The sequence below is a fragment of the Magnetospirillum sp. ME-1 genome (assembly GCF_002105535.1).
GTDB lineage: Bacteria > Pseudomonadota > Alphaproteobacteria > Rhodospirillales > Magnetospirillaceae > Phaeospirillum.
On sequence record NZ_CP015848.1, the window covers coordinates 2642878 to 2668881 of the forward strand.

Annotated in this window: 30 protein-coding genes; 20 read left to right on the top strand and 10 right to left on the bottom strand. The window is 67.7% G+C overall.

Annotation, left to right across the window (positions count from 1 at the left end; all coding sequences use genetic code 11):
* Positions 1-168 precede the first annotated feature (168 nt).
* Complete coding sequence (locus tag WV31_RS12525; protein ID WP_085373873.1) at positions 169-2250, bottom strand: putative bifunctional diguanylate cyclase/phosphodiesterase; 2082 nt, start codon at positions 2248-2250, stop codon at positions 169-171.
* 161 nt (positions 2251-2411) lie between these two features.
* Here WV31_RS12525 and dapB point away from each other — a divergent pair, with 161 nt between their 5' ends.
* From dapB to WV31_RS12535, 3 genes are all read left to right on the top strand, one after another.
* Positions 2412-3209 (top strand): 4-hydroxy-tetrahydrodipicolinate reductase, encoded by a 798-nt coding sequence (dapB, locus tag WV31_RS12530; RefSeq protein ID WP_085373874.1) that lies wholly within the window; start codon positions 2412-2414, stop codon positions 3207-3209.
* Between the two features lie 2 nt (positions 3210-3211).
* Entirely contained in the window at positions 3212-3376 is a 165-nt protein-coding gene (locus WV31_RS22135; protein WP_168185932.1) for a DUF5310 domain-containing protein, read from the top strand.
* A gap of 76 nt (positions 3377-3452) precedes the next feature.
* Positions 3453-3890: a helix-turn-helix domain-containing protein gene (locus tag WV31_RS12535; RefSeq protein ID WP_168185933.1), complete on the top strand. Its 438-nt coding sequence runs from the start codon at positions 3453-3455 to the stop codon at positions 3888-3890.
* A gap of 41 nt (positions 3891-3931) precedes the next feature.
* Here WV31_RS12535 and grpE read toward each other — a convergent pair whose 3' ends face one another.
* A complete protein-coding gene (gene grpE, locus WV31_RS12540; RefSeq protein ID WP_085373876.1) occupies positions 3932-4531 on the bottom strand; it encodes a nucleotide exchange factor GrpE in 600 nt (199 codons plus the stop codon).
* 28 nt (positions 4532-4559) lie between these two features.
* On the bottom strand, positions 4560-5624 hold the full coding sequence (gene hrcA / locus WV31_RS12545; protein ID WP_085373877.1) for a heat-inducible transcriptional repressor HrcA: 1065 nt from the start codon (positions 5622-5624) through the stop codon (positions 4560-4562).
* Between the two features lie 133 nt (positions 5625-5757).
* Between hrcA and rph the strand changes: the two genes are divergently transcribed.
* From rph to hemW, 3 genes are all read left to right on the top strand, one after another.
* The gene (rph, locus tag WV31_RS12550; RefSeq protein WP_085373878.1) at positions 5758-6477 is read left to right on the top strand and encodes a ribonuclease PH; all 720 of its coding nucleotides are present in this window, start codon (positions 5758-5760) and stop codon (positions 6475-6477) included.
* Positions 6474-7082 carry an RdgB/HAM1 family non-canonical purine NTP pyrophosphatase gene (gene rdgB, locus WV31_RS12555; RefSeq protein ID WP_085373879.1) on the top strand — a complete coding sequence of 203 codons (609 nt, stop codon included), beginning with the start codon at positions 6474-6476 and terminating at the stop codon, positions 7080-7082. The genes rph and rdgB overlap by 4 nt, the downstream gene beginning before the upstream one ends.
* A gap of 71 nt (positions 7083-7153) precedes the next feature.
* The gene (gene hemW / locus WV31_RS12560; RefSeq protein WP_085373880.1) at positions 7154-8284 is read left to right on the top strand and encodes a radical SAM family heme chaperone HemW; all 1131 of its coding nucleotides are present in this window, start codon (positions 7154-7156) and stop codon (positions 8282-8284) included.
* Between the two features lies 1 nt (position 8285).
* Here hemW and WV31_RS12565 read toward each other — a convergent pair whose 3' ends face one another.
* Positions 8286-9680 carry a penicillin-binding protein activator gene (locus WV31_RS12565; protein ID WP_237051285.1) on the bottom strand — a complete coding sequence of 465 codons (1395 nt, stop codon included), beginning with the start codon at positions 9678-9680 and terminating at the stop codon, positions 8286-8288.
* 32 nt (positions 9681-9712) lie between these two features.
* On the opposite strand from WV31_RS12565, the gene rsmI reads away from it, so the two are divergent.
* The 8 genes from rsmI (at position 9713) to WV31_RS12605 (ending at position 17725) form a co-directional block, all read left to right on the top strand.
* Complete coding sequence (rsmI, locus tag WV31_RS12570) at positions 9713-10612, top strand: 16S rRNA (cytidine(1402)-2'-O)-methyltransferase (protein ID WP_237051286.1); 900 nt, start codon at positions 9713-9715, stop codon at positions 10610-10612.
* Entirely contained in the window at positions 10609-10998 is a 390-nt protein-coding gene (locus WV31_RS12575; RefSeq protein WP_085373883.1) for a YraN family protein, read from the top strand. Before rsmI ends, WV31_RS12575 begins: the two co-directional genes overlap by 4 nt.
* A gap of 62 nt (positions 10999-11060) precedes the next feature.
* Complete coding sequence (locus WV31_RS12580; RefSeq protein WP_237051287.1) at positions 11061-11660, top strand: BON domain-containing protein; 600 nt, start codon at positions 11061-11063, stop codon at positions 11658-11660.
* On the top strand, positions 11660-12508 hold the full coding sequence (locus WV31_RS12585; protein ID WP_085373884.1) for a SirB1 family protein: 849 nt from the start codon (positions 11660-11662) through the stop codon (positions 12506-12508). The genes WV31_RS12580 and WV31_RS12585 overlap by 1 nt, the downstream gene beginning before the upstream one ends.
* A gap of 13 nt (positions 12509-12521) precedes the next feature.
* On the top strand, positions 12522-13469 hold the full coding sequence (gene gshB, locus WV31_RS12590) for a glutathione synthase (protein ID WP_085373885.1): 948 nt from the start codon (positions 12522-12524) through the stop codon (positions 13467-13469).
* An 811-nt stretch (positions 13470-14280) separates the two neighbouring features.
* Positions 14281-15369 carry an FKBP-type peptidyl-prolyl cis-trans isomerase gene (locus WV31_RS12595; RefSeq protein WP_085373886.1) on the top strand — a complete coding sequence of 363 codons (1089 nt, stop codon included), beginning with the start codon at positions 14281-14283 and terminating at the stop codon, positions 15367-15369.
* A gap of 74 nt (positions 15370-15443) precedes the next feature.
* A complete protein-coding gene (locus WV31_RS12600) occupies positions 15444-16958 on the top strand; it encodes a YifB family Mg chelatase-like AAA ATPase (RefSeq protein WP_085373887.1) in 1515 nt (504 codons plus the stop codon).
* A gap of 92 nt (positions 16959-17050) precedes the next feature.
* The gene (locus WV31_RS12605; RefSeq protein ID WP_085373888.1) at positions 17051-17725 is read left to right on the top strand and encodes a hypothetical protein; all 675 of its coding nucleotides are present in this window, start codon (positions 17051-17053) and stop codon (positions 17723-17725) included.
* Between the two features lie 100 nt (positions 17726-17825).
* Here WV31_RS12605 and WV31_RS12610 read toward each other — a convergent pair whose 3' ends face one another.
* The 6 genes from WV31_RS12610 to hisB all read right to left on the bottom strand — a co-directional run bounded on the left by WV31_RS12610 (position 17826) and on the right by hisB (position 21365).
* Positions 17826-18194, bottom strand: coding sequence for a histidine triad nucleotide-binding protein (locus WV31_RS12610; protein ID WP_085373889.1), 369 nt, complete (start codon positions 18192-18194; stop codon positions 17826-17828).
* A gap of 23 nt (positions 18195-18217) precedes the next feature.
* On the bottom strand, positions 18218-18547 hold the full coding sequence (locus WV31_RS12615) for a phosphoribosyl-ATP diphosphatase (protein WP_068429927.1): 330 nt from the start codon (positions 18545-18547) through the stop codon (positions 18218-18220).
* An 86-nt stretch (positions 18548-18633) separates the two neighbouring features.
* On the bottom strand, positions 18634-19392 hold the full coding sequence (gene hisF, locus WV31_RS12620; protein WP_085373890.1) for an imidazole glycerol phosphate synthase subunit HisF: 759 nt from the start codon (positions 19390-19392) through the stop codon (positions 18634-18636).
* A 4-nt stretch (positions 19393-19396) separates the two neighbouring features.
* Positions 19397-20116, bottom strand: a complete 720-nt coding sequence (gene hisA / locus WV31_RS12625) for a 1-(5-phosphoribosyl)-5-[(5-phosphoribosylamino)methylideneamino]imidazole-4-carboxamide isomerase (RefSeq protein ID WP_085373891.1) — start codon at positions 20114-20116, stop codon at positions 19397-19399.
* Between the two features lie 2 nt (positions 20117-20118).
* Positions 20119-20769, bottom strand: coding sequence for an imidazole glycerol phosphate synthase subunit HisH (gene hisH / locus WV31_RS12630; protein WP_085373892.1), 651 nt, complete (start codon positions 20767-20769; stop codon positions 20119-20121).
* Complete coding sequence (gene hisB / locus WV31_RS12635; protein ID WP_085373893.1) at positions 20766-21365, bottom strand: imidazoleglycerol-phosphate dehydratase HisB; 600 nt, start codon at positions 21363-21365, stop codon at positions 20766-20768. The genes hisH and hisB overlap by 4 nt, the downstream gene beginning before the upstream one ends.
* A 178-nt stretch (positions 21366-21543) precedes the next feature.
* On the opposite strand from hisB, the gene WV31_RS12640 reads away from it, so the two are divergent.
* The 6 genes from WV31_RS12640 (at position 21544) to hslU (ending at position 25998) form a co-directional block, all read left to right on the top strand.
* A complete protein-coding gene (locus tag WV31_RS12640; protein WP_085373894.1) occupies positions 21544-22524 on the top strand; it encodes a CsgG/HfaB family protein in 981 nt (326 codons plus the stop codon).
* Between the two features lie 3 nt (positions 22525-22527).
* The gene (locus WV31_RS12645) at positions 22528-22854 is read left to right on the top strand and encodes a hypothetical protein (RefSeq protein ID WP_085373895.1); all 327 of its coding nucleotides are present in this window, start codon (positions 22528-22530) and stop codon (positions 22852-22854) included.
* On the top strand, positions 22851-23396 hold the full coding sequence (locus WV31_RS12650; protein WP_085373896.1) for a DUF4810 domain-containing protein: 546 nt from the start codon (positions 22851-22853) through the stop codon (positions 23394-23396). Before WV31_RS12645 ends, WV31_RS12650 begins: the two co-directional genes overlap by 4 nt.
* Entirely contained in the window at positions 23393-24052 is a 660-nt protein-coding gene (locus tag WV31_RS12655; protein WP_085373897.1) for a GNA1162 family protein, read from the top strand. The genes WV31_RS12650 and WV31_RS12655 overlap by 4 nt, the downstream gene beginning before the upstream one ends.
* A 68-nt stretch (positions 24053-24120) precedes the next feature.
* Complete coding sequence (hslV, locus tag WV31_RS12660; protein WP_085373898.1) at positions 24121-24669, top strand: ATP-dependent protease subunit HslV; 549 nt, start codon at positions 24121-24123, stop codon at positions 24667-24669.
* Entirely contained in the window at positions 24670-25998 is a 1329-nt protein-coding gene (hslU, locus tag WV31_RS12665; RefSeq protein ID WP_085373899.1) for an ATP-dependent protease ATPase subunit HslU, read from the top strand.
* The last annotated feature ends 6 nt before the right edge of the window (positions 25999-26004 follow it).

Consider the following 26004-nt stretch of genomic DNA (forward strand, 5'->3'; position numbering starts at 1 on the left):
TCATCGTCATGCCCGCGCAGGCGGGCATCCATGGTCGGACCGCACCGTAATTTCGGCTCGAAACGGTGCCTGCGGAAAGATGGATGCCCGCCTGCGCGGGCATGACGAGGGACGTAGAGGCGCCGGCAACCATTCCATTACCTGGATTCGGAACCCTAAGATACTCCGCTACAGGCGGATCAGCCCGTCCGGATTGGCCAGCAATCCGGCGAAAGTCTCCGCATTCACCGGGCGCGAGAACAGGAAGCCCTGCATCACCGGACAGCCGCGCGCCGCCAGGAAGGCGGCCTGGTCGCGGGTCTCGACGCCCTCGGCGATGACGGAAAAGCCCAGATTGCCGGCCAGCGCGATGATCGAGGCGATGATGGCGCCGTCCTTGGAATTGCCCGGCAATTCGGTGACGAAGGCGCGGTCGATCTTCAGCGTCGAGACCGGAAACAGCTTGAGATAGGCCAGCGAGGAATAGCCGGTGCCGAAATCGTCCAGCGACACCCGGACCCCCAGCGTGGTCAGCTGGCCGAGAATCTCGATGGCGCGGTCCACGTCGCTGGCCATCATGGTCTCGGTGATTTCCAGCTCCAGCACCTGGGGCGGCAGGCCCGAATCGGCCAGCGCCGCCTTCACCTTGTCCTGCAGGCGCCCGTCGTGGAACTGGGCCGGCGACAGGTTCACGCTGATGGACGGCAGGATCAGGCCAAAGGCCCGCCATTCGGCCACCTGACGGCAGGCCGCGCCCAGCACCCAGTCGTCGATGGCGCCGATCAGCCCGGCCCGCTCGGCGACGGGAATGAACAGGCCGGGCGACACGTCGGCCCGTACGGGATGGCGCCAGCGGATCAGGGCCTCGGCCCCGACGATGACGCCCGACAGGGCGTCCACCTTGGGCTGGAACACCAGGCGGAACTGGTCCTCGCCCAGTGCCAGGCGCAGATCGTTCTCCAGGCTGACCCGCTCCGCCACCTGGCGGTCCATTTCCATATCGAAACAGCTATAGGGCAGGCCGCCGCGCTTGGCGTGGTACATGGCGGCGTCGGCCCGCGACAGCAGGCTTTCCGCCCCGTCGGCGTCGTCGGGAAACAGCGCGATGCCGATGGAGGTGCCGGCGAACAGCTGCAATCCATCGATGTCGAAGGGCTCGGCGAAGGCATAGAGCACCTTGCCGGCGCAGGCCTGGGCCGCCGAATGGTCGCCGACGCTGGGCAGCAGCATGACGAACTCGTCACCGCCCAGCCGCCCGATGACGTCGCTGGCCCGCACGCAGGCCTTGAGGCGCCGCGCCACCTGGCGCAGCAGCTCGTCGCCCACCGCGTGGCCGTAGCTGTCGTTGATGTCCTTGAAGCGGTTGACGTCGAGATAGAGCACGGCCAGACGCTCGCCGGTCTGCTCGGCCCGCACGATGGCCTCGCCCAGGGCTTCCATCACCGTGTGGCGGTTGGGCAGGCGGGTCAGGGCGTCGTGGCTGGCGTGGAAGCGGATGCGCTGCTCGTCGCGCCGCTTGCGGGTGATGTCGCGCAGCAGCAGCACGAAGCGCCCATCGGCGCCCTGGTCCACAGCGGTCAGCGCCAGGGCGGCGGGAAAGGGTTCGGAGTCCTTGCGCCGCGTCCAGGTCTCGCCCGACCACTGGCCGCTGGCGGCGGCCAGACGCCACATCTCCTCGATCTCGCGGTTGCCGATCATCTCGACCGCCAGCAGATCGCAGGGCTGGCCGATGACCTCGGCGGCGCTCCAGCCGGTCATGCGCTCGAAGGAATCGTTGACCGCCAGGATACGCCGCTCGCGGTCGGTGACCACGATGGCTTCGCCCACCGTCTCGAACACCGTGGCGGCGAGGCGCAGCGAATCCTCGGCGGTCTTGCGCGCCGTGATGTCCTGGACGGTGCCTTCGTAGCACACCAGCCGGCCGCGAGCGTCATACACGGCCCGCGCGTTCTCGGCGATCCAGATGATTTCGCCGTCATGGGTCCACACCCGCGCCTCGAAATTGCGCACCACCGAATCGCGGGCCAGGATTTCGCGGAAGCGTTCGCGGTCGGACGGGTCGACGTACAGCGAGCGGGCGATGTCGGTCAGCCCGGCGATCAGCTCGGCCGGGTCCTTGTAGCCGTAGATCCGCGCCAGCGCCGGATTGGCGTCGAGATAACGCCCGTCCGGGGTGGTGCGGTAGATGCCCTCGACGGCGTTCTCGAACAGCGAACGATAGCCGCCGAGATCATCGTCACTGCGGGAAAAGGCTACGACGTCGCCGCTCATTCACTTCCAGACCCATTGGACCCATTCCAATTTGGACAGTGCCACTGACGGATTATGCGCTGCAACAGAATCCGGTGATCACCCTACTTTTGTCTCTCGATGCTGGATTTTGCGCCCGGCTGACTCTAAGAAGGTGGGTCTGTTTTCGAAAGGACCAGGGCATGAGGATCGGAATCGTCGGATGCGCCGGACGCATGGGCCGGATGCTGATGGAGGCGGTGCTGGCCGCCGAGGGGTGCCGGCTGTCGGGCGGCACCGAACGGGCCGGAACCGAATTCATCGGCCGCGACTTAGGCGTTCTGCTGGGCCGCGAATCGGTGGGCGCCTCGGTGGGCTCGGACCCGGCGGCCCTGTTCGCCGCCTCGGACGCCGTCATCGACTTCACCGCGCCGGCCGCCACCCTGGCCCATGCCGCCCTGGCCGCCGAACAGGGCAAGGTTCTGGTGGTGGGCACCACCGGCCTCGCCAAGGACGACGAGGCCCGGCTGGCCGAGGCGGCCAAGCGCGCCCCCATCGTCTACGCCCCCAATTTCAGCGTCGGCGTCAACCTGCTGATGGCGCTGACCGAGCGCGCCGCCTCCATCCTGGGCGAGGATTACGATATCGAAATCGTCGAGATGCACCACCGTCACAAGGTGGACGCGCCCTCGGGCACGGCGCTGGGCCTGGGCCGCTCGGCCGCGCTCGGCCGGCAGAAGCCTCTCGATTCCGTGTGGTGCAAGAGCCGCGACGGCCATACCGGGGCGCGGCCCAAGGGCGAGATCGGCTTCGCCACCCTGCGCGGCGGCGACGTGGTGGGCGACCACACCGTGATGTTCGCCGCCGAGGGGGAACGGGTGGAACTCACCCACAAGGCCTCGTCCAGGGCGGTGTTCGCCAAGGGCGCGGTGCGCGCCGCCCGCTGGGCGGCCGACCGCCAGCCGGGGCTTTATTCCATGCGCGACGTGCTGGGGCTTTGACCATGAGCGAAGAGCAGAAGGCCCCGGAGCCACAGATCAGACGCCGCTACAAGGAGTGGGAGCACACCTCGCCCGAGGAAGTGGCATTCTCGCGCAAGGTGTTCTACGGCATGATGACCGTGCTGGCGATTCTGCTGGGGGCGCTGGTCTACGGGGCGCTAAGATAGGCCTGTCGTCTTGGTGTCGTGGCGCTGTCGCGAGGGTTCCCCCATGCTGGCGCCACCTTTTCCGAGGGTCCGAAGCATGACCGATACCGCCGAAACCATCCGTGAGCTGCGCCTGCAACGCGCCTGGTCCCAAGAACAGCTGGCCGAGATCGCGGGCATCAGCGCCCGCACCGTCCAGCGGCTCGAACAGGGCCAGGTGGCCGCGCTGGAAACGCTGAAGGCCCTGGCGGCGGCCTTCAACATGCCGATCGATCGCCTTCGGGGAGGGTCAGACCCCCTCGCCAAGGATGACGCCATGACCGAAACCGCCGTACCCTTGCCTACCCCCCGTGATCCCCAAAGGACGTTCCGCCGCCACCTTCTGGTGTTCGCCGGCGTGATGAGCGGGCTGGCCGCCCTCAACCTCTTCCACAACCCGGATCATCTCTGGGTGATCTATCCGGCCCTGGGCTGGGGCGTCCCGCTGGCCATCAAGGCCCTGTCCCTGCGCTCCTCGCCGCCGACCACCGGCTGAGATCGCCGTTCCCCCGCCCCAAGGGCGGGGGAACGTCCGCGTCAGGCGCTGGTATCGACGTTGTTGCCGCCGCTCTTGGGGCCGCCCTTGGCGACGCCCACCAAAGCGGGACGCAGCAGGCGGTCGTGCAGCGTGTAGCCTGCCTGCATCACCAGCACCACGGTGCCCTCGATCTGGCTGGGGTCTTCCATTTCCATCATGGCCTGATGCAGGTTGGGGTCGAACCGTTCCCCCTGGGCCGCCACCGGCTTGATGCCGTAGCGCTCGAAGGTGGCCAGCAATTCCCGCTCGGTCATCTCGACGCCGGTGGTCAGCGCCGCCAGGGATTCGTTGCCGTCGCGCGCCGTGGCCGGCACGGAATCCAGCGCCCGGCGCAGGTTGTCGGCCACCGACAGCACGTCCTTGGCGATGTTGGAGACGGCGTACTTGCCGCGGTCCTCGGCCTGCTGCTCCAGGCGGCGGCGAGTATTCTCGGTCTCGGCCTTGGCATAAAGAACGTCGTTCTTCAAGCGGGCGATTTCCGCCTCCAGCTCCTTGATCCGGTCGGATTCGGCGGCCGGCGGCGCAGCGGATTCGGCGGCCGGGCCGGGGGCGGCCTCCTCGGCGGCGGGCATCTGCTCGGCGGTCTGATCCTGGGTCATAATGAGGCTCTCTCGATTTCTAGGGTTGTCAGGTGGGTTGCCCGATCAGGCGGCCGATCACACGCGCGGTGTAATCGACCATGGGAATGATGCGGGCGTAGTTGATGCGTTGCGGGCCGATCACGCCGATGGCGCCGACGATGCGTTCGCGCGAATCGCGATAGGGCGCCACCACCATGGAACAGCCGGTGACGCCGAACAGCTCGCTCTCGGCGCCGATGAAGATCTGCACCCCGTCGGCGACGCGGGTGAGGTCCACCAGGCGCAGGAACTGTTCCGAGGTCTCCAGCGCCTCGAACAGGCCGCGGATGCGTTCCAAGTCCTCGACGGCGGTCACGTCTTCCAGCAGATGGGACTGGCCGCGCACGATGAGCGCCGAATTGCTTTCACCCCCCGCCCAGGTGGCCAGCCCGGCCTCGATCACCCGTTTGGTGAGCGAATCGAGAAGGGTGCGCTGGTGTTCCAGCTCGGCGGTGATCTCTTCGCGCACCTCGTCCAGGGAACGCCCGGCCAGCCGGGCGTTGAGGTAGTTGCCGGCCTCGATCAGGGTGGACATCTCGACGCCGTCGGGCAGGTCGAGGATGCGGTTCTCCACCATGCCGTCCTCGGTGACCAGCACCACCAGGGCGCGGTTGCGGCCCAGCCAGACGAATTCCACGTGCTTGAGCGTACGCTGGATCTTGGGCGCCACCACCACGCCGGCGCAGCGCGACAGACCCGACAGCGCGCCCAGGGCCTCGCCCAGCACCTGCTCCATGGAGCGGCCCGCCGCCTTGCACTGGGCGTCGATGGCCGAGCGCTCGGATTCGGCCATGCGACCCACTTCCAACAGGCCGTTGACGAACAGCCGCATGCCCGCCTGGGTGGGCAGCCGCCCGGCCGAGGTATGGGGTGCGTAAAGCAGGCCGAAATCTTCCAGATCGGCCATGACGTTGCGGATGGTGGCCGGCGACAGGCCCAGGGTGAGGCGGCGCGACAGGGTGCGCGAGCCGATGGGCTCGCCGGTTTCCACATAGGATTCCACGATCTGGCGGAAGATTTCCCGCGATCGGTCGTTCAGCTCGGTGATGACGGGGCCCTTGGTCCGTACCATTGCCTTCTCCGGTGCGGCGAAAATCTAGTGGTGCCCAGCCCCCTCGTCAATGTCGGGGGGTCGAGATTGTGGACGGCACCCACCATATGGAGGTAGCTTGCCGCCTCTTCCCCTTGAGAGGACTCCCCAAAGCATGAGACCGTCCGGCCGCGCCCCCGACCAGCTTCGCACCGTCATCCTGGAAACCGGCGTGTCCCGCCATGCCGAGGGCTCGTGCATCGCCAGGTTCGGCGACACCCATGTACTGTGCACCGCCTCGGTGGAAGAGAAGGTTCCGCCCTTCCTGCGCAACACCGGCAAGGGCTGGGTCACCGCCGAATACGGCATGCTGCCGCGCTCGACCCACACCCGCACCGACCGCGAGGCGGCCAAGGGCAAGCAATCGGGCCGCACCCACGAGATTCAGCGCCTGATCGGCCGTTCGTTGCGCTCGGTCACCGATCTTACCGCCATGGGCGAGCGCCAGATCAAGATCGATTGCGACGTGCTGCAGGCCGACGGCGGCACGCGAACCGCGTCCATCACCGGCGCCTTCGTCGCCCTGCACCTGGCCTTCCAGCGCCTGGTGCGCCTGGAGCTGCTGAAGGCCGTGCCGCTCACCGACCACGTGGCCGCCATCTCGTGTGGCATCTATGAAGGCACCGCCGTCCTCGACCTGGACTACCCCGAGGATTCCAACGCCCAGGCCGACGCCAATTTCGTCATGACCGGCAATGGCGGCATCGTCGAGATTCAGGGCACCGCCGAGGAGCGCCCCTTCTCGCGCGCCCAGTTCCTCGAGCTCACCGACCTGGCCGAAGCCGGCATCCGCCAGCTGGTCGAGGCGCAGAAGAAGGCATTGGGGCTGTCATGAGCGCCCGGCGGTTCCAGGGGGGCAGGCTGGTCATCGCCAGCCACAATGCCGGCAAGGTCCGCGAGATCGGCGAGCTTCTCGCCCCTTACGGCACCGAGGTCGTCTCGGCCGGCACCCTGGGCCTGCCCGAGCCCGACGAGACCGGCGACACCTTCGTCGCCAATGCGGAACTCAAGGCCCGCGCCGCCGCCAGTGCCTCCGGCCTGCCCTCGCTGGCCGACGATTCGGGCTTGGCGGTGGACGCCCTGGCCGGGGCGCCGGGTATCTTCTCCGCCCGCTGGGCGGGTGAAAAGAAGGATTTCGCCTTCGCCATGGCCAAGGTCCAGTCGGCGCTCGGCGACGAGAAGGACCGCACCGCCCGTTTCGTCTGCGCCCTGGCGCTCGCCTGGCCCGACGGCCATTGCGAGACCTTCGAGGGCGTGGTGGAAGGCGATATCGTCTGGCCGCCTAGGGGCGAGAACGGCTTCGGCTACGACCCCATCTTCCTGCCCAAGGGCGGCGCGCTCACCTTCGGCGAGATGGATGCGGCCGCCAAGCACGCCATCAGCCACCGCGCCGACGCCTTCGCCAAGCTGGTGGCGGCGTGTTTCGGGACCAGGGATTGATTGGGCTATCGCCCAAACCCATCCGGGGCCATGCCCCGGACCCCCTTTGATTTTGTCAGGGGGGCTTTCCCATGACGTCTTCCCCAGGCTTCGGCATCTATATCCACTGGCCGTTCTGCCTGTCCAAGTGCCCCTATTGCGACTTCAACAGCCATGCCGCCCAATCCATGGATCAGGGGCGCTGGCGGGCCGCCCTGCTGGCCGAGCTGGATCATTTCGCCGGTGAAACCGAGGGCCGGACCCCCACCAGCATCTTCTTCGGCGGCGGCACGCCGTCGCTGATGGACCCCGAGACGGCCGGCGCGCTGGTGGCCGAGGTGAAGCACCGCTGGGCTTGCGCGCCCGACCTGGAAGTGACGCTGGAGGCCAATCCCACCAGCGTCGAAGCCGACCGTTTCCACGCCTTCCGCGATGCCGGCATCGACCGCCTGTCGCTGGGCATCCAGGCCCTGGACCCCGACTCCCTGACCTTCCTGGGCCGCCGGCATTCGGTGGACGAGGCGCTGGCCGCCTTGCATCTGGCCCAGGCCACCTTTCCCCGCGTCTCCTTCGACCTGATCTATTCCCGGCCCGGCCAGACCGAGGCCGGGTGGCGGGCCGAGCTGGCCCGCGCCCTGGACCTGGCCGGCGAGCATCTGTCGCTCTACCAGCTGACCGTCGAGGACGGCACCATGTTCGCCCCCGCCCAGGCCCGGGGCGAGTTCGTCCTGCCCGACGAGGACGAGGCCGCCGCCCAGTTCGAGGCGACCCAGGAGCTGTGCGAACGGGCGGGGCTGCCCGCCTACGAGATTTCCAACCACGCCCGCCCCGGGGCCGAGTGCCGCCACAACCTCACCTATTGGATGGGCGGCGAATGGCTGGGCATCGGCCCCGGCGCCCATGGCCGCTTCGCAGGCTTCGCCCTGGCCCAGGCACGCTCGCCCGGCACCTGGCTGGCCCAGGTGGAGCAGAACGGCCACGCCACCGAGACCCGCTATCCGCTGGACCCGGCCGAGCGCCTGTCGGAGCTGGTGCTGATGGGATTGCGGTTGCGCAACGGTCTCGGTCCGGCCCTGCTGGCCGAGCTGCGCCCCGTCCTCGACCCCGCCGGCCTCGCCCGCATGATCGAGGGCGGCTTCCTGATCGAGGATGCGCAAGGTCTGCGCACCACCGATAAAGGACGGCTGGTGCTCAATGCGGTGCTGGGCGGATTGCTGGCCTGAGCTACTGGAACGCGCTGGGCGCCGCGCCCACTTCCCGCGCGCCCGTCGGGGCGATTTCCTTGACGGTCAGGCCGCGCTCGGCCACGCCGTTGGCGCTTAAGCGGAAGATGCCGTCCACCCCGGCGAAGCCGTTGGGATTCTGCAAGACGGCCGAGCCGTAATCACCCATGCCGTTGCGGGCCAGCGCGGCGGCCAGCGCGGTGGAATCGTAGGCGATGCCGGCCAGCCCGCCGAGGCGCGGCGGCAAGGCGCCGAACGCCTTGGCGTAGCGCTGCTCGAAGGCCACATGGCCGGCGGCGGGCGGAGCCGGATACCAGCCGCCGACCAGGGCCGGCTCCTGCGCCAGCTTGGGGTCGTCCCACAGCAGGGTGCCCAGCAGGCGCGGCACTTCGGCGCCGCCTTCGCTCATGTAGTAGGACAGCAGCGAGGCGATGTTTCTCAGCCGCACGCCGTCGTCGGGAACCAGTACGGCGTCATAGGCCGAGCCGGGCACGCCCTTGGAGGTCACCCCCTTGCGTGCCGCGAAGCGCTTGACCACCTGGGTGAAATCGGTGGCGGCGGGATCGTAATAATCCACCGCCACCAGTTCCAGGCCCTGCTGGGCGGCGGCCTCCTTGGCGGTCTCGGCCACGGCGCGGCCGTAATCGTCGGACCGGGCCAGCACGCCGATGCGCCGCAAACCCTGCTCGCGGGCATGGGCCAGCACGCGGGCCACCTGGGGACCGGGCAGGAAGCCCAGGGCATAGACGCCGCTGCCCGCCACCGAGCGGTCGGTGGTGTAGGCCAGCAGCGGCACCACCTGATCGCGCGCCACCGGCGCCGCCGCCTTGACCTCGTAGCTGAACACCGGACCCAGCACGATGGTGGCGCCCTGGGCCATGGCGGCCTGGGCCGCCTGGGCGGCGCCTTCGGCGGTGCCCTTGGTATCGAGCGGGATCAGGCTGAACCGGGCATCGGCGATCTCGAACAGCGCCAGCTGCGCGGCGTTGGACAGGGCCTGGCCGATGGCGGCCTGCGGCCCCGACAGCGGCAGCAGCAGGGCGGCGCGCACCTCGCCCTGAGGGACGGTCCGGGCGGGCGCCGGCATGGAGGACGAGGCCGTGGCGGGCGGCAGGCTGGCCACCTGCGGCTCGGCCGGAGCGGCGGCCGCCGGGGCCGGAGCGGGCGCAGGGGCGGGAACGGCCGCCGGAGTCTTGGCCGCCGGGGCCGCCGGGGCCGCCTTGGCGGCGGCGGGCGGCGGAACGGGAGCCGGAACCGGCTGCGCCTGGGGAGCGGGCTTGGTTCCGCCGAGCCAAGGTGGTAACTCTGACGCCTGTTGACAGCCCGAAACCATCAGCATGGCGGCAAGCAATGGCAGGAACGGGGCGGAGCGCCGGAAAAAGCCCAAATGGCGCAAGACAAGCCTCCTCGGACGACGGAACCGGAGCAGTGGGGCCCGGCGACGGTGCAGAGCCGAAAGGTAGCCCCTGGGCACGCGGAAGTAAACCGAGCGCCGGGCTCTATCTGGTCGCCACCCCCATCGGCAATCTGGGCGACATCACGCTCCGGGCGCTCGACGTGCTGGGTCATGCCGATCTGGTGGCCTGCGAAGATACCCGCGTCACCGGCAAGCTGATGCAGCTGCTGGGCCTGAAGGCGCCGCTCAGCCCCTATCACGACCACAACGCCGACAAGGCGCGGCCCGCCTTGCTCGCCCGCCTGCGCAAGGGCGAGGTGGTCGCCCTGGTCTCCGACGCCGGCACCCCCATGGTCTCGGACCCGGGATTCAAGCTGGTTCGGGATTGCATCGAATCGGATATCCCGGTCACCGCCCTGCCCGGCGCTTCGGCCGTTCTGACGGCTTTACAACTATCAGGCATTGCTGCCGAGCGATTCCTCTTCGCCGGCTTCCTGCCGTCCAAGGGAGCGGCGCGCCGCGCCGCGCTGCAGGAACTGGCCCAGGTCCCCGCCACCATGGTGTTTTACGAATCCCCCCACCGGACGGGGGAATCCCTGGCCGACATGGTCACCGTGCTGGGCGACCGGATGGGGGCGGTGACCCGCGAGCTGACCAAGCTGCACGAGGAGGTGGCCCGGGGCAGCCTGGCCCAGCTGGCCCAGCGTTACGCCGACACCCCGCCGCGCGGCGAGGTGGCCATCGTGGTCTCGGGCCCCGGAGCGGGCGGACCCGTCACGCAAGCGGACATGGAGGGTCGCTTGCGCGCAGAGATAGAAAAAGGCCTTTCCGTCAAGGACGCCAGCGCCCTGGTGGCGGCGGAAACCGGGCATCCGAGGCGCGATGTCTACGCCAAGGCGCTGCGACTGTTCCGAGGGGGCAACGAGGAATGAATTCCGCACCCCGCTCTCCGTCCCGTCAGGCGGCGCAGCGGCGCGGCAGAATGGCGGAGCGGATTGCCGCCCTGTTTTTGCGCCTCAAGGGTTATGCAATCCTGGCCCAAGGCTTGAAATCCGGCCGAGGATCGGGGGCGGGCGAGGTGGATCTGGTGGTCCGGCGCGGCGATCTGGTGGCCTTCGTCGAGGTCAAAAGCCGGGCGAGCCTCGACCAGGCCATTGAATCCCTTACATCTTTCCAGAGACAGAGAATCGAGCGCACGGCAAGCGCCTTCCTGGGCCGGCGGCCCGAGCTGGCCCGGTGCGGCGTGCGCTTCGACATGGTGCTGGTGGCCCCCTGGCGCCTGCCCCGCCACATCCCCGACGCTTGGAGAATTGATTAGCGACTCGCGCCCGCCGTACACTGGGGGCCGAAATCCTCTGCCGCTCAACAAGGAGAGTTCCCTTGCGTCCGCTGCTCAATGCCCTGCTGATCGCCGCCATGGGTGGAATGTTGACCGGCTGCGCCGCCACGGTGGTGGGTGCCGGCGCCTCGGCCGGCGTGGCCGCCGCCGAGGAGCGCGGTCTGGACGGCGCCGTGGACGATCTGAAAATCAGGACGGAAATCAATCACTTGTGGTTCCAGAAGGATGTGGAGATGTACCGCAAGGTCACCCTCAACATCTCGGAAGGCCGGGTGATGCTGACCGGCCTGGTCGCCACCGAGCAGGCCCGCGCCGACGCGGTGCGCCTGTCCTGGCAGGCGGGCGGAGTCAAGGAGGTCCTGAACGAGATCAAGGTGGTGCCCACCGGCGAATCCGGCTGGGACCAGGCCAATGACCTGTGGATTCAGAACAAGCTCAAGGCCCGGCTGCTCACCGACGGCGACGTGAAGAACATCAACTACATCGTCGATGTGACCGATTCCGTCGTCTATCTGCTGGGCATCGCCCAGAACAGCGCCGAGCTGGACCGGGTGATCGCCCATGCCCGCGACGTCAGCGGGGTGAAGCGGGTGATCAGCCATGTGCGCCTGAAGACCGATCCCAAGCGGAACGGCGGCTGATGAACGAGGCCGCCGCCCGGGTGCGCGAACGCCTGACGGCCCTGGGCCGGCTGGAGGATTGCGACCTGGATCCGGCGGAACCCGCTTTGCTGCTGGCCGCCCTGGGCCAGGCGCGGCGGGGAACATTGCTCGACATCGCCCCTTATCTGGCCCTGCTCGACGAGATGGCGGACCAGTTGCGGGCCGAGGGCCGGGATTGCCCCGATGCCGAGGCTCTGGCCATCCGCCTGTTCCAGCTGCTGGGCCGCCGCCATCGCTTCCAGGGCGACGAGCGCGACGACGACGATTTGGGCGACCTGGACCTCTTGACCGTCATGGACCGCCGCCGCGGCGGCAATGACGCGCTGGGCCTGCTGGCCCTGGCGGTGACGCGCCGCGCCGGCATGGTGGCCGAAGGTCTGGCCTTTCCCGCCCATTTCCTGCTGCGCTTGGGCCTCGCCGGCGGCAGCCGGGTGATCGTCGATCCCTTGGGCGGCGGCCAATCGCTGTCGACGCCCGACCTTCGCGCCATGCTGAAGGCCGCCGCCGGCCTGGACGCCGAACTGGAACCCATCCATTACGCCGCCATGAGCAACCGCGACCTGCTGCTGCGCCTCGGCAACGCCGCCAAGCTGCGGCTGTTGCGCCTGGGCCATGTGGACCGGGCCCTGGCCATGGTGGAATCCCTGCTGCTGGTGGCCCCCGACGCCTGCCTGCTGTGGCGGGAAGCCGGGCTGATGCACATGCGGCTCGACCATACCGCCCCGGCCATCGCCGCGCTCGAGCAATTCCTGGCCCGCACCCCCAGCGCCCAGGCCAAGGCCCGCACCCTGGCGCTGCTGGCCGAGCTGAAGCGTCGCCTGAACTGAAAAGGACCCCGTCATGAGCCTTACCGTCGCCATCCAGATGGATCCCATCGAGTCCATCGACATCGATGCGGATTCCACCTTCGTCCTGGCGCTGGAGGCCGAGAAGCGGGGCCATACCCTGTATCACTACCTGCCGCGCGACCTGTCGCTCCGGGAAGGCAAGGTCCTGGCGCGGGTGCGGCCCCTGTCGGTCCGCCGGGTCCGGGGCGACCATTTCACCTTGGGCCAGGCCAGGACGGTCGAGCTGGGCGACATGGACGTGGTGCTGATGCGCCAGGACCCGCCCTTCGACATGGCCTACATCACCGCCACCCACCTGCTGGACCACATTCATCCCCGCACCCTGGTGGTCAACGACCCCACCCATGTGCGCAATGCCCCGGAAAAGCTGCTGGTCACCCATTTCGGCGATCTGATGCCGCCCACCCTGATCACCTCGGACCGCGAGCAGATCCTGGAGTTCCGCGACGTGCACAAGGACATCATCGTCAAGCCGCTGTTCGGCAACGGCGGGGCCGGCGTCTTCCACCTGTTGCCCGGCGACGAGAATCTCAATTCCCTGCTGGAGATGTTCACCCAGCTCTATCGCGAGCCGGTGATGGTCCAGCGCTATCTGCCCGAGGTGCGCCAGGGCGACAAGCGCATCATTCTGGTGGACGGCGTGGCGGTGGGCGCGGTGAACCGCGTGCCGGCCGAGGGCGAGGCCCGCTCGAACCTTCATGTGGGCGGCACCGCCAAGCCCACCACGCTGACCAGGCGCGAGCACGAGATCTGCGCCGCCATCGGCCCGACGCTGAGGGAACGCGGCCTGATCTTCGTGGGCATCGACGTCATCGGCGACTATCTGACCGAGATCAACGTGACCTCGCCCACCGGCATCCAGCAGATCGATCGGTTCGATGGCGTGTGCATCGAGGGCCTGATCTGGGACGCCATCGAAGCTCGCAAGACAGCTTCATAAAGCGCTATAACCTTCAGATATTTCATAAATTTCCATAGACGCGATCAACGGATGCAGTTGCGTGAAGCCTCGCCGCCAATCTGCGACTGCGTTTGTGGTTGAGGAAATCGCCTCCCGGAGGCCCCTCAACTGCTTTCGTGGTTAGGCGGGTGGCGGGCGGATTGGATGGAAAACCGCCATGGAACTCGACGGGAGGCCTTCATCCGCCCGCCTTATGATCGTATTCCTATTTTATCCTTCACTCCCAGCTCACCCCCTGTCACGCCGGAGCACGATCCCTGGCCAGGACCATGCGGGGCCCTTAAGAGCGGGCACATCTTTTCGGCGACCATGCCATCCCGGCTTCAAAACCGCCGGACGGCGGATGACCCGTCTCCCGTCTCCTCCGCTTTCCCCTCCGACGACCATGGCCACCGCGGCGCGACAGCCGAAGCCGCCGGATCGCCCCCGCCGGCGGACCGGGTTTCGGCATGGACCCGACCCGACCCGGCCCGCCTGTGCCCATGGCCTGAACGAATCGCCGCGTCCCCCGGCCCATCCACTGCCGCCTGACGCGTCCCCCCGCTTCCCAGGCCGCCATTCCCGCCGTCCAACGCCCCCATCCGACCCCTCGGGTCACCACCCGAACTTGCCAGCGAAACGATTCGCGGTCCGCGAATTCGACTTCGAGTCCCCCTGATCCGAACGTCTCGCCCCAGGGTTGTAATCTCGCCTCCCGGACCCGGACAATCCGCCGATTGCCCGTTGCGCCAAGTTATGGCACTCGGATGGTCCTTGTCCCCGCAACGGGGATCCGGTCCGGGACTGCGTCATGAAGATCCAAGGCAATTGCGTCGTCACCCTGCGCCTGAAGGCCACCAACCTCGAGGGCGAAGTCGTCGAGTCACCGGCCGAGCCCGTCACCTATCTGCACGGCGGGCATGGCGGGCTCTTTCCCAGGCTGGAAGCGGCCCTGGATGGCAAGGCGGAGGGCGACAGCGTCGAAATGACCCTGGAGCCCCGGGACGCATTCGGGGTCCATGACGCGGGGCTGGTCATGACCGTACCGCTCGACCAGGTGGAGCGGCCCCCCACGGTGGGGGAGGTGCTGGAGCGCGATTATGGGGGAAGCTTGCTCCAATACCGGGTGGTCGCAATCCATGATCGGACTGTCGAGCTGGACGCCAACCATCCCCTGGCCGGCATGATTCTGGTGTTTTCCGCCACGGTGCTGGCGGTGCGGCCGGCGACGCCCGAGGAGACCGCCGCCGAAGTCGCAGCCCTGGGCCGTGCCGCGCGGCAGTGGAAGGCACGGGAGGAATTCCACCGCCAGGCCAGGGACGAAGCGGAAGAACTGGCCGACGCGCAGGAACTGGCCGAAGCCGAAGCGGCGGGTCTGGTCGAGACCGCCTATGTGCCCCAGTTGGGGACCCGGTTCCGTTTCGTCTTCCGCTCGCAGACCCACAAGCTGTGCTGGCTGGCCCCCCTGTTCCTGTTGCCCGCGGTGGCGGCTTGGCTGGGCTATGGCGGCTGGGAAAAAACCTGCGCCGCCCTGGTGGTGCTGTGGTTCGCCTGGACCTTCCTTGCCCCGGCCGCCATCGGCAAGGCGATCAAGCTGTGGGGCTATCGGTTCCTGTTCTTCGACTTCTCGCCCAACCTCAATCCCAGCCGGCTGGAACGCGGCATCGCCAACGGCGGCACGGCCCTTTCGGTTTTGGCGGTCGTGGCCTTTACCCTGGTCGCCTTGTTCAAGATCGAGCATCTGTCCGACCTGTTCACCATCATCGGCGTCGACTTGGCCTTGTTCTTCGCGATCGGCGTGCTGATGATGATCCTGCTGCCCTTCCTGGTGATGGTCCTCACCGCCTTCCGGGTCCGGCCGGTCATCGACAAGCAGCCCGCCGGTCACCCTGCGCCGTGAGCCCGCGAACGGGCATGGCAGCCATTGCATACAACGGGTATGATCCCCGCGCCGAATAGGGGAACCGCCTTTCCATGACCACCCGCACCGCTACCGTCGCTTTTTCCGGCATCGACTGCCTCGACATCGACGTCCAGGTGCAGGTGGCGGCCGGCATGCCGGCCTTCACCCTGGTGGGGCTGCCCGACAAGGCGGTGGGGGAAAGCCGCGAACGGGTGCGCGCCGCCTTCAATGCCATCGGCCTGGCCCTGCCGCCCAAGCGCATCACCGTCAACCTGGCGCCCGCCGACCTGCTGAAGGAAGGCAGCCATTTCGACCTGCCCATCGCACTGGGCCTCCTGGGCGCCATGGGGGTGATTCCCGCCGACGAGATCGCCGGCTACGTGGCCCTGGGCGAGCTGGGCCTGGACGGCTCCATCGCCCCTGTGGCCGGGGTGCTGCCCGCCGCCATCGCCGCCAATGCCAGCGAGCGCGGACTGATCTGCCCGCTGTCCCAGGGCTCGGAAGCCGCCTGGGCCGGCGAGGTGGAGGTGCTGGCCGCGCCCTCCCTGCTGGGGCTGATCAATCATTTCAAGGGCAGCCAGATTCTGGCCCGCCCCGCGCCCAGGCGCATGGAGGACGACGGGGCCTGTCTCGACCTCAAGGACATCAAAGGCCAGGAATCGGCCAAACGCGCCCTGGAAGTGGCCGCCGCCGGCGCCCACAATCTGCTGATGATGGGTCCCCCCGGCTCGGGCAAGTCCATGCTGGCCGCCCGCCTGCCCGGCCTGCTGCCGCCGCTCGAGCCCGCCGAGGCGCTGGAGGTCAGCATGAACCACTCGGTGGCGGGCCAGCTGGCCGAGGGCCGCCTGCTCACCCGGCGGCCCTTCCGCGACCCCCATCATTCCGCCTCCGTGCCATCCCTGGTGGGCGGCGGCATGCGGGCACGGCCGGGCGAAGTGTCGCTGGCCCATAACGGCGTGTTGTTCCTGGACGAGCTGCCCGAATTCCAGCGTGGCGCCCTTGAGGCCCTGCGCCAGCCTTTGGAATCGGGCCGCGCCGTGGTGGCGCGGGCCAACGCCCATGTCACCTACCCCGCCCGCATCCAGCTGGTGGCGGCCATGAATCCCTGCCGCTGCGGCCATCTGGGCGACCCGGCGCTGGCCTGCTCCAAGGCGCCCAAATGCGGCCAGGACTATCAGTCCAAGATCTCGGGCCCGCTGTTCGACCGCATCGACCTGCACGTGGAGGTTCCCGCCGTCAGCCCCGCCGATTTGTCCCTGCCGCCGCCCGCCGAGGGCTCGGCGGAGGTGGCGGCGCGGGTCGCCGCCGCCCGCGCCCTGCAGCTGGATCGCTACCGGGGCACGTCCATCCGCACCAATGCCGAGGCCGATGGGGAATTGCTGATGAAGATTGCCTCGCCCGACGAGGCCGGACGCCGTTTGCTCACCGAGGCGGCCGAGCGCATGCGCCTGTCGGCGCGCGGCTGGCACCGGGTGCTGCGCGTCGCCCGCACGCTGGCCGACCTCCAGGGCGCCGAGACGGTCGGGCGCCTGCAGGTGGCCGAGGCGCTGTCATACCGAAGGCTGATGCCCGGCCGCGCCGCTTGAGTCCTATCGCCCTATGACCTCTGTGGGCATTGCGCCTTTTGCGTGCCCGGCCCCATGCTCCAACAGCCGGTGAGAAATGGGGTCAAGACCCGATGACTATCTCCGCACCGATCAAGGGCTGTGGTTCGGCCACGGATAAGCGGCGTTGCCATGACATGGCGATGATCGTCACCGACGTGATCTTGACCCTGGCCCGCGAAAAGGCCGAGGACGGCAAGGTCGGCCTGCACGACCTTGAACGCATCGCCACCCTGATCAGCGGCGGCAGCATGGTGCTGGACGCCGCCTATATCCGCCAGGAAGAAGGCTGCCGCAAGCTCCACCAGATGCCCAAGGGCAATGTGGGGGCGCGCTCCAATCCCTTCCACCGCCTGATGGTGCGGCCCTTCGAGCACCTGCTGGCCGGCGACGGCATGGTGCTGCAGCGCGGCTATCTGCCCCATTACTTCGAGTTCCTGGAACACGCCCTGGAAAAGCGTTTCGAGGCCTTCGAGCGTCATTGCCGCACCATCATCCAGGCGCTGATGGTCATCCACGGCAACAACCTGACCTGGGACCAGTTCTATGCCGACAGCCGCACCGTCAAGACCCTGCAGGGCGCGCTCAAGCTGCTGCGCGTCTACATGGACGGGCCGGAAGGCCAGCGGGTCTGGCACGCCTGCATGATGCGGCCCCTGGGCGATTTACCCCAGCCGGCGGTCGGCCAGGTCAACTACATCCGCCAGGTCCTGCTGGAAACCGCCCGCGGGCTGGAAGCGGCGGAATAGGTTCGGACAATAGCGGGCTGCCGCCCGTACCCGCTCGGGGCCGGGTGCCCCGAACCCCATTCATTTCATTCAGAAAACAAAAACAGGGTTGGGGTCGGCCCTACGCCCCGGTCTTGGGCAGCATGTGGCCGAGCTTGCGGCCGCCGAAGATGTGGATGTGCAGGTGCGGCACTTCCTGGTGGCCGTTCTCGCCGATATTGCTGAGCATGCGCCAGCCGTCATTGGTGACCCCGGCCATCTCCGCCACCTTGCCCACGGCGCGCACCAGACCGGCGATCTCGGCGTCGGTGGCCCGGGCCGAGAAATCGTTCATGGAGACATAGGCGCCCTTGGGAATCACCAGGATATGGACGGGGGCCTGGGGGTTGATGTCATGGAAGGCCAGGGTGTACTCGTCTTCGTGCACCTTCTTGCAGGGGATTTCACCCCGGAGAATACGGGCGAAGATGTTGTTGGAATCGTAGGCCATCTCTCTCTCCCGTGCAGGATTGGTCACTTCTTGGCGCGCGACTTCTTCTCGTCGATGCCCGACGTGCCGGTGCGCCGGGCCAACTCGGCCCACACCTTGGCCGGCTCGACGCCGCAATCGGCCCACAGCACCAGCAGGTGATACAGCGTGTCGGCGCTTTCGCCCACCAGCTGCTCCTTGCCCTCGGACAGGGCGGCGACCACGGTTTCCACCGCTTCCTCGCCGAATTTCTGGGCGATCTTGCCGCGCCCGCGGGCGAACAGCTTGGCGGTATAGGACTTGTCGGGATCGGTGCCCTTGCGGCTGGCGATCACCGTGTACAGTTCCTCGAGAATTTTGCTGTCCTGGGCCAACGCACCCTCTCTTTAAACTAGATCCAGACCGTCATCTTTCCCCAACGCCCCCTGCCTAACAGATGGCGGCAAGGCTGTCACCCCCCTCAGGGGCGGACGGGAATTCCGGCGGCGCGCATGTGGGCCTTGGCCTGGGCGATGGTATAGGTGCCGAAATGGAAGATGGAGGCGGCCAGCACGGCGGTGGCGTGGCCGTCGCGGATACCGTCCACCAGATGGTCGAGATTGCCCACGCCGCCCGAGGCGATCACCGGCACGGTGACGGCGTCGGCCACGGCGCGGGTCAGCGGGATGTTGAAACCCTGCTTGGTGCCGTCGCGATCCATGGAGGTGAGCAGGATCTCGCCCGCCCCGTATTCGGTCATGCGCTTCGCCCATTCCACCGCGTCGATGCCGGTGGGATTGCGGCCGCCATGGGTGAAGATCTCGAACTTGCCGGGAGCGACCTGCTTGGCGTCGATGGCCACGACGATGCACTGGCTGCCGAACTTCTCGGCGGCTTCGCGCACGAATTCCGGACGATGCACGGCCGCCGTGTTGATGGAGACCTTGTCGGCCCCGGCCAGCAGCAGCTTGCGGATGTCGTCGTTGACCCGCACGCCGCCGCCCACCGTCAGCGGCATGAAGCATTGCTCCGCCGTACGGCGCACCACGTCGTAGATGGTGTCGCGGTTCTCGTGGCTGGCGGTGATGTCGAGGAAGGTCAGCTCGTCGGCGCCGGCCCGGTCATAGAGCTTGGCCTGCTCGACGGGGTCCCCGGCGTCGATCAGGTCGACGAAGTTGACCCCCTTGACCACGCGGCCGTCCTTGACATCCAGGCAGGGGATGATGCGCATCTTGAGCATGGGCTCAGGCCTTCAACAGCGCGATGGCCTGGGCCACGTCGATGCGCCCGTCATAGATGGCGCGGCCCGAGATGACGCCTTCCAGCTTGGGGTAAGCCTTCAGCGCCTTCAGGTCGTCCAGGCTCGACACGCCGCCCGAGGCGATCACCGGAATGGAGATGGCATCGGCCAGCGCCACTGTCGCCGCCACGTTGGGGCCGGCCAGCACGCCGTCGCGGTCGATGTCGGTGTAGATCAGGGCGGCGACGCCGCAATCCTCGAACTTCCGCGCCAGCTCCAGCACGGTGAGGTCCGAGGTCTCGGCCCAACCTTCCACCGCCACCTTGCCGCCCTTGGCGTCGATGCCCACCGCCACCCGCCCGGGAAAGCGCTTGCAGGCCTCCTTGACCAGGGCGGGGTTCTTCAGCGCCACGGTACCCAGGATCACCCGGCGGATGCCGCGCGCCAGCCAATCCTCGATGGTGGCCATCTCGCGGATGCCCCCGCCCAACTGGACCGGAACCGTAACGGATTTGAGGATGCTGTCCACCGCTTGCCCGTTGACCGGCTTGCCGGCGAAGGCGCCGTTGAGATCGACCACGTGAATCCACTCGGCTCCGGCGGCGGCGAAATCGCGGGCCTGGGCGCCGGGATCGGTGTTGAACACCGTGGAGTCCTCCATCAGGCCCAGTTTGAGCCGAACGCAGGCGCCGTCCTTGAGGTCGATGGCGGGGAACAGGAACATCTTTAAGGAGTCCACGTCAGGAAGTTGGAAATCACCTTGAGCCCCGTATTCTGGGACTTCTCGGGATGGAACTGGGTGCCGACCATGTTGTCGCGGCCCACCACGGCGGTGACCGGGCCGCCATACTCCACATGGGCGAGGCAATGGGCGGGATTGGCCGGCACGAACTTGTAGGAATGGACGAAATAGGCGTGGGCCTCGGAATCCAGCCCGGCCAGCAGCGGATGGGACAGCCCGTCGGGCACCAGCTGGTTCCAGCCCATGTGCGGCACCTTGAGCCCCTGGTCCTCGACGCCCAGCGGCACCACCTCGCCGGCCACCCAGCCCAGCCCGGCATGCATGCCGTGCTCGCGGCCGATACTGGCCATCAGCTGCATGCCGACGCAGATGCCGAAGAACGGCACGCCGCGCGCCAGCACCCGCTCGGTCAGGGTCTCGGCCATGCCGGGCAGATCCATCAGGCCGGCGCGGCAATCGGCGAAGGCGCCGACGCCGGGCAGCACGATGCGCGAAGCACCCGCCACCACCTTGGGGTCGTTGGTGACCGCCACGGCAAGGTCCAGGCTGGCCTCGGCCACCACCCGCTCGAACGCCTTGGCGGCCGAGCGCAGATTGCCCGAGCCGTAATCGATGATGGCGACGGTGCCGGTCACAGCGATCCCCCGAGGGTGCCCTTGGTCGAGGGCACGGCATCGGCCTTGCGCGGGTCGATCTCGGTGGCGGCGCGAAGGGCGCGGGCCAGGGCCTTGAAGCAGCTTTCCACGATGTGGTGATCGTTGTCGCCGTACAGGCTTTCCACATGCAGGGTGGCGCCCGCCGCTTGGGCGAAGGCCTGGAACCACTCCTTGAACAGCTCGGTGTCCATGGTGCCCAGCTTGTCGCGGCCGAACGTCACCTTCCAGATCAGGTAGGGGCGGTTGGACAGGTCCAGCGCCACGCGGGTCAGGGCCTCGTCCATGGGAACATAGGCCGAGCCGTAGCGGGCGATGCCCTTACGGTCGCCCAGCGCCTGGTTCACCGCCTGGCCGATGGCGATTCCCACGTCCTCGGTGGTGTGGTGGGCGTCGATGTGCAGATCGCCCTTGGCCTCCACCTCGAGGTCCATCAGTGAGTGCCGGGACAATTGCTCCAGCATGTGGTCGAGAAAACCCACCCCGGTGTTGACGGCGTACTTGCCGCTGCCGTCCAGATCGACGGCGACCTTGATGCTGGTCTCGGTGGTGTTGCGCGTGATGGCAGCCTTGCGCATGGGGCCCTCCATAATCTGCCCCGTTTAGTATCAGGAATACGCGCCCTATGCCAGTCCGAGCCGCTGCAAGCAATGGAAGCGCCGCATTCCTATAACTTCCGCTCCGGATTGCGACATGCCCGTATCACCTGTATGGTGCATGCACTCGTTCTTTCGATCGGATGCAGGGGGCACCGCCATGAAACTGGGTTACTGTTTGACCGCCGCCGTGATGGCGTCGGTGCTGGGGGCTTGCGCATCGCCCAATTACCCGCCTGAAGCCAAGGATGCGCCGGTGGCGCCGGCTGTTCAGCGCCAGGCGCAGCAGGCGGCCATGCAACCGGTGGAAAGCACCAAGATCCTGAAGCGCAAGATCGCCATCGGCCGCTTCAGCAACGAGACCCGCTACGGCCGCACCTTCGTGCGCAGCGAGAGCGGCGATCCCCTGGGCAAGCAGACCTCGGACATGCTGGCGTCGCGGCTGGTGGAATCGGGCGCCTTCCTGGTGTTCGAGCGTCCCGACCTGGACAAGCTGGTCAAGGAACAGGCCCTGACCGGCAATTCGGGGGCCGACATCGTCGGCGTCGATAGCCTGATCCTCGGCTCGCTGACCGAATTCGGCCGCTCCACCGTGACCCGCGGCGGATTCCTCAGTTCGTCCAAGATGCAGAAGGTGGACGCCAAGGTGGAGATCCGGCTGGCCGATCCCAAGACCGGGCACGTGTTCTTCTCCGCCTCCGGGCGCGGCAGCGCGACGTCGGAAGCGGGCGACGTGATGGGCTTCGGATCCAATGCCGATTACGACGGCAGCCTCAACGACAAGGCCATCGGCGCGGCCGTCTCCGACGTGATGAATTCCCTGGTGGTCAAGCTGAAGGAGCGTCCCTGGCGCACCGACATCCTCAAGGTCGAGGGCTCGCGCCTTTATATCAGCGGCGGTGCCCGCCAGGGTCTCAAGGTCGGCGACGTGCTGACCGTCATGCGCCCCGGCGACAAGGTGAAGAGCGGCCAGTCGGGCTTCAACATCTCCCTGCCCTCCGCCGAGATCGCCACCGTCAAGGTCGTCGCCCAGTTCGGTGAAAGCGACACCGACGAGGGTTCGGTGGCCGAGCTGGTGTCGGGGTCCCTGGCCGGCCAGCCGGTCACTTCGCTCTACATCGCCGAACGCAAGGGGAGCTGAGCCATGCGTCGCATCCTTGTCCTCGCCGCCCTTGCCGCCCTTGCCGCCTGCGTCAGCCCACCGGCCGAATCCGTCGGCAACGTGGACGACAGGCCCGCCCTGATGGTGGCCAACGCCGCTCCCGGTTCCCGCCTGTTCGTCGATGGACTCGATCTGGGCCCGGTGGGCAACGGCCCCATGGCGGCCGATGCCGACCGGCCCGTCCTGCTTGAACCCGGCACCCATCTGGTCAAGGTGGTCGGACCCTCGGGCGGCAGCTATTCCGAAAAGGTTTTCGTCAGTGGCCGCGGCACCCGCACGCTGACCGTCCCGCCGGGAGCCGCGCCATGAAATCGGCCAACATCCTTGCCGCCCTGGCGCTGATGACCGGCCTTGCCGCCTGCGCTCCGCAGCAGGACATCTTCGTCTGGGGCACCTACGACCAGTCCCTGCTGGATTTCTACGAGGATTCCGCCAACGGCGACAAGCTGGTCGCCGAGCTCGAGCGTCTGGCCATCTCCTACGAGGATTCCGCCGTTCCCGAACTGGGCGAGGTACTGACCCGCGCCTCGTCGGAGGATCGCGACACCCGCCGCAAGGCCCTGGTGGAAGCGGTGGGCGCCTTCAAGCCCATGGAGATGGGCAAGGCCAGGCTGGCCCCCGGCCTGACCGCCGAGTTGGGCTACCTCTACATGCAGGCCGGTGCGCCGGAAAAGGCCATCGCCCTGTTCAAGCGGGAAAAGCGCACCTGGCCGGAATCCGCCTACTTCATGGATGTGATGATCCGCGTCGCCGAAGGACCGAAAAAGGACGCGGCCGGCGAATCCAAGGTGATCGAGGCCGAGGCCGCCCGCCTGCGGGCCGCCGAACAGGCCAGGGAGAAGAAGAAATGATTCGCCGTATCCTGGTCGCGCTTGCCCTGATGGCCGGGCTGTCCGCCTGCGCCGTCCCCCAGGCCAAGAACTACGAGGCCTTCGCCGCCGCCGACCCCTATTCCATCCTGGTGGTGCCACCGGTCAACAAAAGCATCGACGCCATGGCGGGGGAATATCTGTCCACCACCATCGCCCGGCCATTGGCCAACCGCGGTTATTACGTCTTTCCGGTCAATCTGGTGCGCCGGGTGCTGGAAGACGACGGCCTGCCCGACCCCGACATGGTCCACGACGCCGACCCCACCCATGTGGGCCAGCTGTTCGGCGCCGATACCGTGCTCTACATCACCATCGAGAAATGGACGGCGAAATACATCGTCCTGAACACCTCGGTGGAAGTGGACATTTCCTACAAGCTCAAGGAAACCGCCACGGGGACCACCATCTGGGAACACCGTCAGATCGCCCAGTACCAGACCAACCAGGGCGGCGGCGGCGGTGTCGCCGGCCTCATCGTCCAGGCGGTGGCCGCCGCCATCGCCAAGGCCAAGCCCGATTACATCGGACTGGCCCGCCAGGCCAATCGGGCGGCCTTTTCCGCGCCCGAGCAGGGACTGCCCGCCGGTCCCCACTTCGTCCAGCGGGCCACCGAGAGGGATATGGCCAAACCCTGAATTTAGGGACTCGGAGAGGGGCGGGCCTTTGCTATGATGCCCGCCCCTCTCTCCTTCGGGTCCGCCTCATGTCCGACACCTCCCTTCCTTCCTGGCACGGCACCACCATTTTGTGCGTGCGCAAATCGGGCCGTGTGGTCATCGCCGGCGACGGGCAGGTGAGTCTCGGCGCCACGGTGATCAAGGGCAACGCCCGCAAGGTGCGCAAGGTGGGCGGCGACTCCATCCTGGTGGGCTTCGCCGGCGCCACCGCCGACGCCTTCACCCTGCTGGAGCGCCTCGAGGCCAAGCTGGAGAAGCATCCCGGCCAGCTGACCCGGGCCTGCGTCGAACTGGCCAAGGACTGGCGCACCGACCGCTACCTGCGCCGCCTGGAAGCCATGATGGCGGTGGCCGACAAGGACGTCTCGCTGGTGCTGACCGGCCAGGGCGACGTGCTGGAGCCCGAGGACGGCATCATCGGCATCGGTTCGGGCGGCAATTACGCCCTGGCCGCCGCCCGCGCCCTGATCGACGTGGACGGATTGGACGCCGAGACCATCGCCCGCAAGGCTATGGCCATCGCGGCGGGCATCTGCGTCTACACCAACGGCAACATGATCGTGGAAAGCCTTTAGATGAGCGCCGCCGCCTTCTCTCCCCGCGAAATCGTTTCGGAACTGGACCGGTTCATCGTCGGCCAGAACGACGCCAAGCGCGCCGTGGCCATCGCCCTTCGGAACCGCTGGCGCCGCCAGCAGCTGTCGGAAGCGCTGCGCGAGGAGGTTCTGCCCAAGAACATCCTGATGATCGGCCCCACCGGGGTGGGCAAGACCGAAATCGCCCGGCGCCTCGCCCGCCTGGCCCAGGCTCCCTTCCTGAAAGTGGAGGCCACCAAGTTCACCGAGGTGGGCTATGTGGGCCGCGACGTGGAGCAGATCGTCCGCGATCTGGTGGAGGTCGCCATCCTCATGACCCGCGAGCGCCTGCGCAAGCAAGTCACCGCCAAGGCCGAGATCGCCGCCGAGGAGCGGCTGCTCGACGCCCTGGTGGGCGAGACCGCCGGGGCCGACACCCGCCAGAAATTCCGCAAGATGCTGCGCGAAGGCGCCCTGGATACCAAGGAGATCGAGATTCAGGTGGCCGATACCGGGGCGGCCGGCATGCCGGCCTTCGACATTCCCGGCATGCCCGGCTCGCAGGTGGGCATGATCAACCTGTCGGACATGCTGGGCAAGGCGTTCGGCGGCGGCCGCACCCGGCCGCGCAAGCTGCCGGTCAAGGAGGCGCTGGACATCCTGACCAAGGAGGAATCCGACAATCTGCTCGACCAGGACAAGGTGGTGAAGGACGCCATCTGGTCGGTGGAGAACCACGGCATCGTCTTCATCGACGAGATCGACAAGATCTGCGCCCGTTCCTCCGAGCACCACGTGGGCGGCGACGTCTCGCGCGAGGGTGTGCAGCGCGACCTGCTGCCCCTGATCGAGGGCACCACGGTGGCCACCAAGCACGGTTCGGTGAAGACCGACCACGTGCTGTTCATCGCGTCCGGCGCCTTCCATCTGGCCAAGCCCTCGGACCTGTTGCCCGAGCTGCAGGGCCGCCTGCCCATCCGGGTCGAGCTGAAGGCGCTGTCCCGCGACGATTTGATGCGCATCCTCACCGAACCCGAGGCCAGCCTGCTGAAGCAGTACGAGGCCCTGCTGGCCACCGAGGAGGTGAACCTGAGCTTCGAGCCCGGCTCGGTCGAGGCCATCGCCGACCTGGCCGCCAAGATCAATTCCAGCGTCGAGAACATCGGGGCGCGCCGCCTGCAGACCGTCATGGAGCGGCTGCTGGAGGAGATCAGCTTCACCGCCCCCGACCAGCCCCCCGGCACCAAGGTGACCATCACCGCCGAGATGGTGCGCGAACGGGTGGGCGCCCTGGCCAAGAAGGCCGATCTGGCCAAGTTCATCCTGTAGGACTTT

What these genes read in the sequence shown, in the direction of transcription:
- hemW (WP_085373880.1), top strand. Translation starts at nt 7,154, where the DNA reads ATGACGTCTTCCCCAGGCTTCGGCATCTATATCCACTGGCCGTTCTGC.
- WV31_RS12655 (WP_085373897.1), top strand. Translation starts at nt 23,393, where the DNA reads ATGATTCGCCGTATCCTGGTCGCGCTTGCCCTGATGGCCGGGCTGTCC.
- WV31_RS12650 (WP_085373896.1), top strand. Translation starts at nt 22,851, where the DNA reads ATGAAATCGGCCAACATCCTTGCCGCCCTGGCGCTGATGACCGGCCTT.
- rph (WP_085373878.1), top strand. Translation starts at nt 5,758, where the DNA reads ATGAGACCGTCCGGCCGCGCCCCCGACCAGCTTCGCACCGTCATCCTG.
- rdgB (WP_085373879.1), top strand. Translation starts at nt 6,474, where the DNA reads ATGAGCGCCCGGCGGTTCCAGGGGGGCAGGCTGGTCATCGCCAGCCAC.
- hslV (WP_085373898.1), top strand. Translation starts at nt 24,121, where the DNA reads ATGTCCGACACCTCCCTTCCTTCCTGGCACGGCACCACCATTTTGTGC.
- grpE (WP_085373876.1), bottom strand. Translation starts at nt 4,531, where the DNA reads ATGACCCAGGATCAGACCGCCGAGCAGATGCCCGCCGCCGAGGAGGCC.
- WV31_RS12525 (WP_085373873.1), bottom strand. Translation starts at nt 2,250, where the DNA reads ATGAGCGGCGACGTCGTAGCCTTTTCCCGCAGTGACGATGATCTCGGC.
- WV31_RS12585 (WP_085373884.1), top strand. Translation starts at nt 11,660, where the DNA reads ATGAACGAGGCCGCCGCCCGGGTGCGCGAACGCCTGACGGCCCTGGGC.
- hisF (WP_085373890.1), bottom strand. Translation starts at nt 19,392, where the DNA reads ATGCTCAAGATGCGCATCATCCCCTGCCTGGATGTCAAGGACGGCCGC.
- hrcA (WP_085373877.1), bottom strand. Translation starts at nt 5,624, where the DNA reads ATGGTACGGACCAAGGGCCCCGTCATCACCGAGCTGAACGACCGATCG.
- WV31_RS12605 (WP_085373888.1), top strand. Translation starts at nt 17,051, where the DNA reads ATGACTATCTCCGCACCGATCAAGGGCTGTGGTTCGGCCACGGATAAG.
- hisB (WP_085373893.1), bottom strand. Translation starts at nt 21,365, where the DNA reads ATGCGCAAGGCTGCCATCACGCGCAACACCACCGAGACCAGCATCAAG.
- gshB (WP_085373885.1), top strand. Translation starts at nt 12,522, where the DNA reads ATGAGCCTTACCGTCGCCATCCAGATGGATCCCATCGAGTCCATCGAC.
- WV31_RS22135 (WP_168185932.1), top strand. Translation starts at nt 3,212, where the DNA reads ATGAGCGAAGAGCAGAAGGCCCCGGAGCCACAGATCAGACGCCGCTAC.
- WV31_RS12600 (WP_085373887.1), top strand. Translation starts at nt 15,444, where the DNA reads ATGACCACCCGCACCGCTACCGTCGCTTTTTCCGGCATCGACTGCCTC.
- WV31_RS12645 (WP_085373895.1), top strand. Translation starts at nt 22,528, where the DNA reads ATGCGTCGCATCCTTGTCCTCGCCGCCCTTGCCGCCCTTGCCGCCTGC.
- WV31_RS12610 (WP_085373889.1), bottom strand. Translation starts at nt 18,194, where the DNA reads ATGGCCTACGATTCCAACAACATCTTCGCCCGTATTCTCCGGGGTGAA.
- dapB (WP_085373874.1), top strand. Translation starts at nt 2,412, where the DNA reads ATGAGGATCGGAATCGTCGGATGCGCCGGACGCATGGGCCGGATGCTG.
- WV31_RS12640 (WP_085373894.1), top strand. Translation starts at nt 21,544, where the DNA reads ATGAAACTGGGTTACTGTTTGACCGCCGCCGTGATGGCGTCGGTGCTG.
- hisA (WP_085373891.1), bottom strand. Translation starts at nt 20,116, where the DNA reads ATGTTCCTGTTCCCCGCCATCGACCTCAAGGACGGCGCCTGCGTTCGG.
- WV31_RS12535 (WP_168185933.1), top strand. Translation starts at nt 3,453, where the DNA reads ATGACCGATACCGCCGAAACCATCCGTGAGCTGCGCCTGCAACGCGCC.
- WV31_RS12595 (WP_085373886.1), top strand. Translation starts at nt 14,281, where the DNA reads ATGAAGATCCAAGGCAATTGCGTCGTCACCCTGCGCCTGAAGGCCACC.
- hslU (WP_085373899.1), top strand. Translation starts at nt 24,670, where the DNA reads ATGAGCGCCGCCGCCTTCTCTCCCCGCGAAATCGTTTCGGAACTGGAC.
- WV31_RS12575 (WP_085373883.1), top strand. Translation starts at nt 10,609, where the DNA reads ATGAATTCCGCACCCCGCTCTCCGTCCCGTCAGGCGGCGCAGCGGCGC.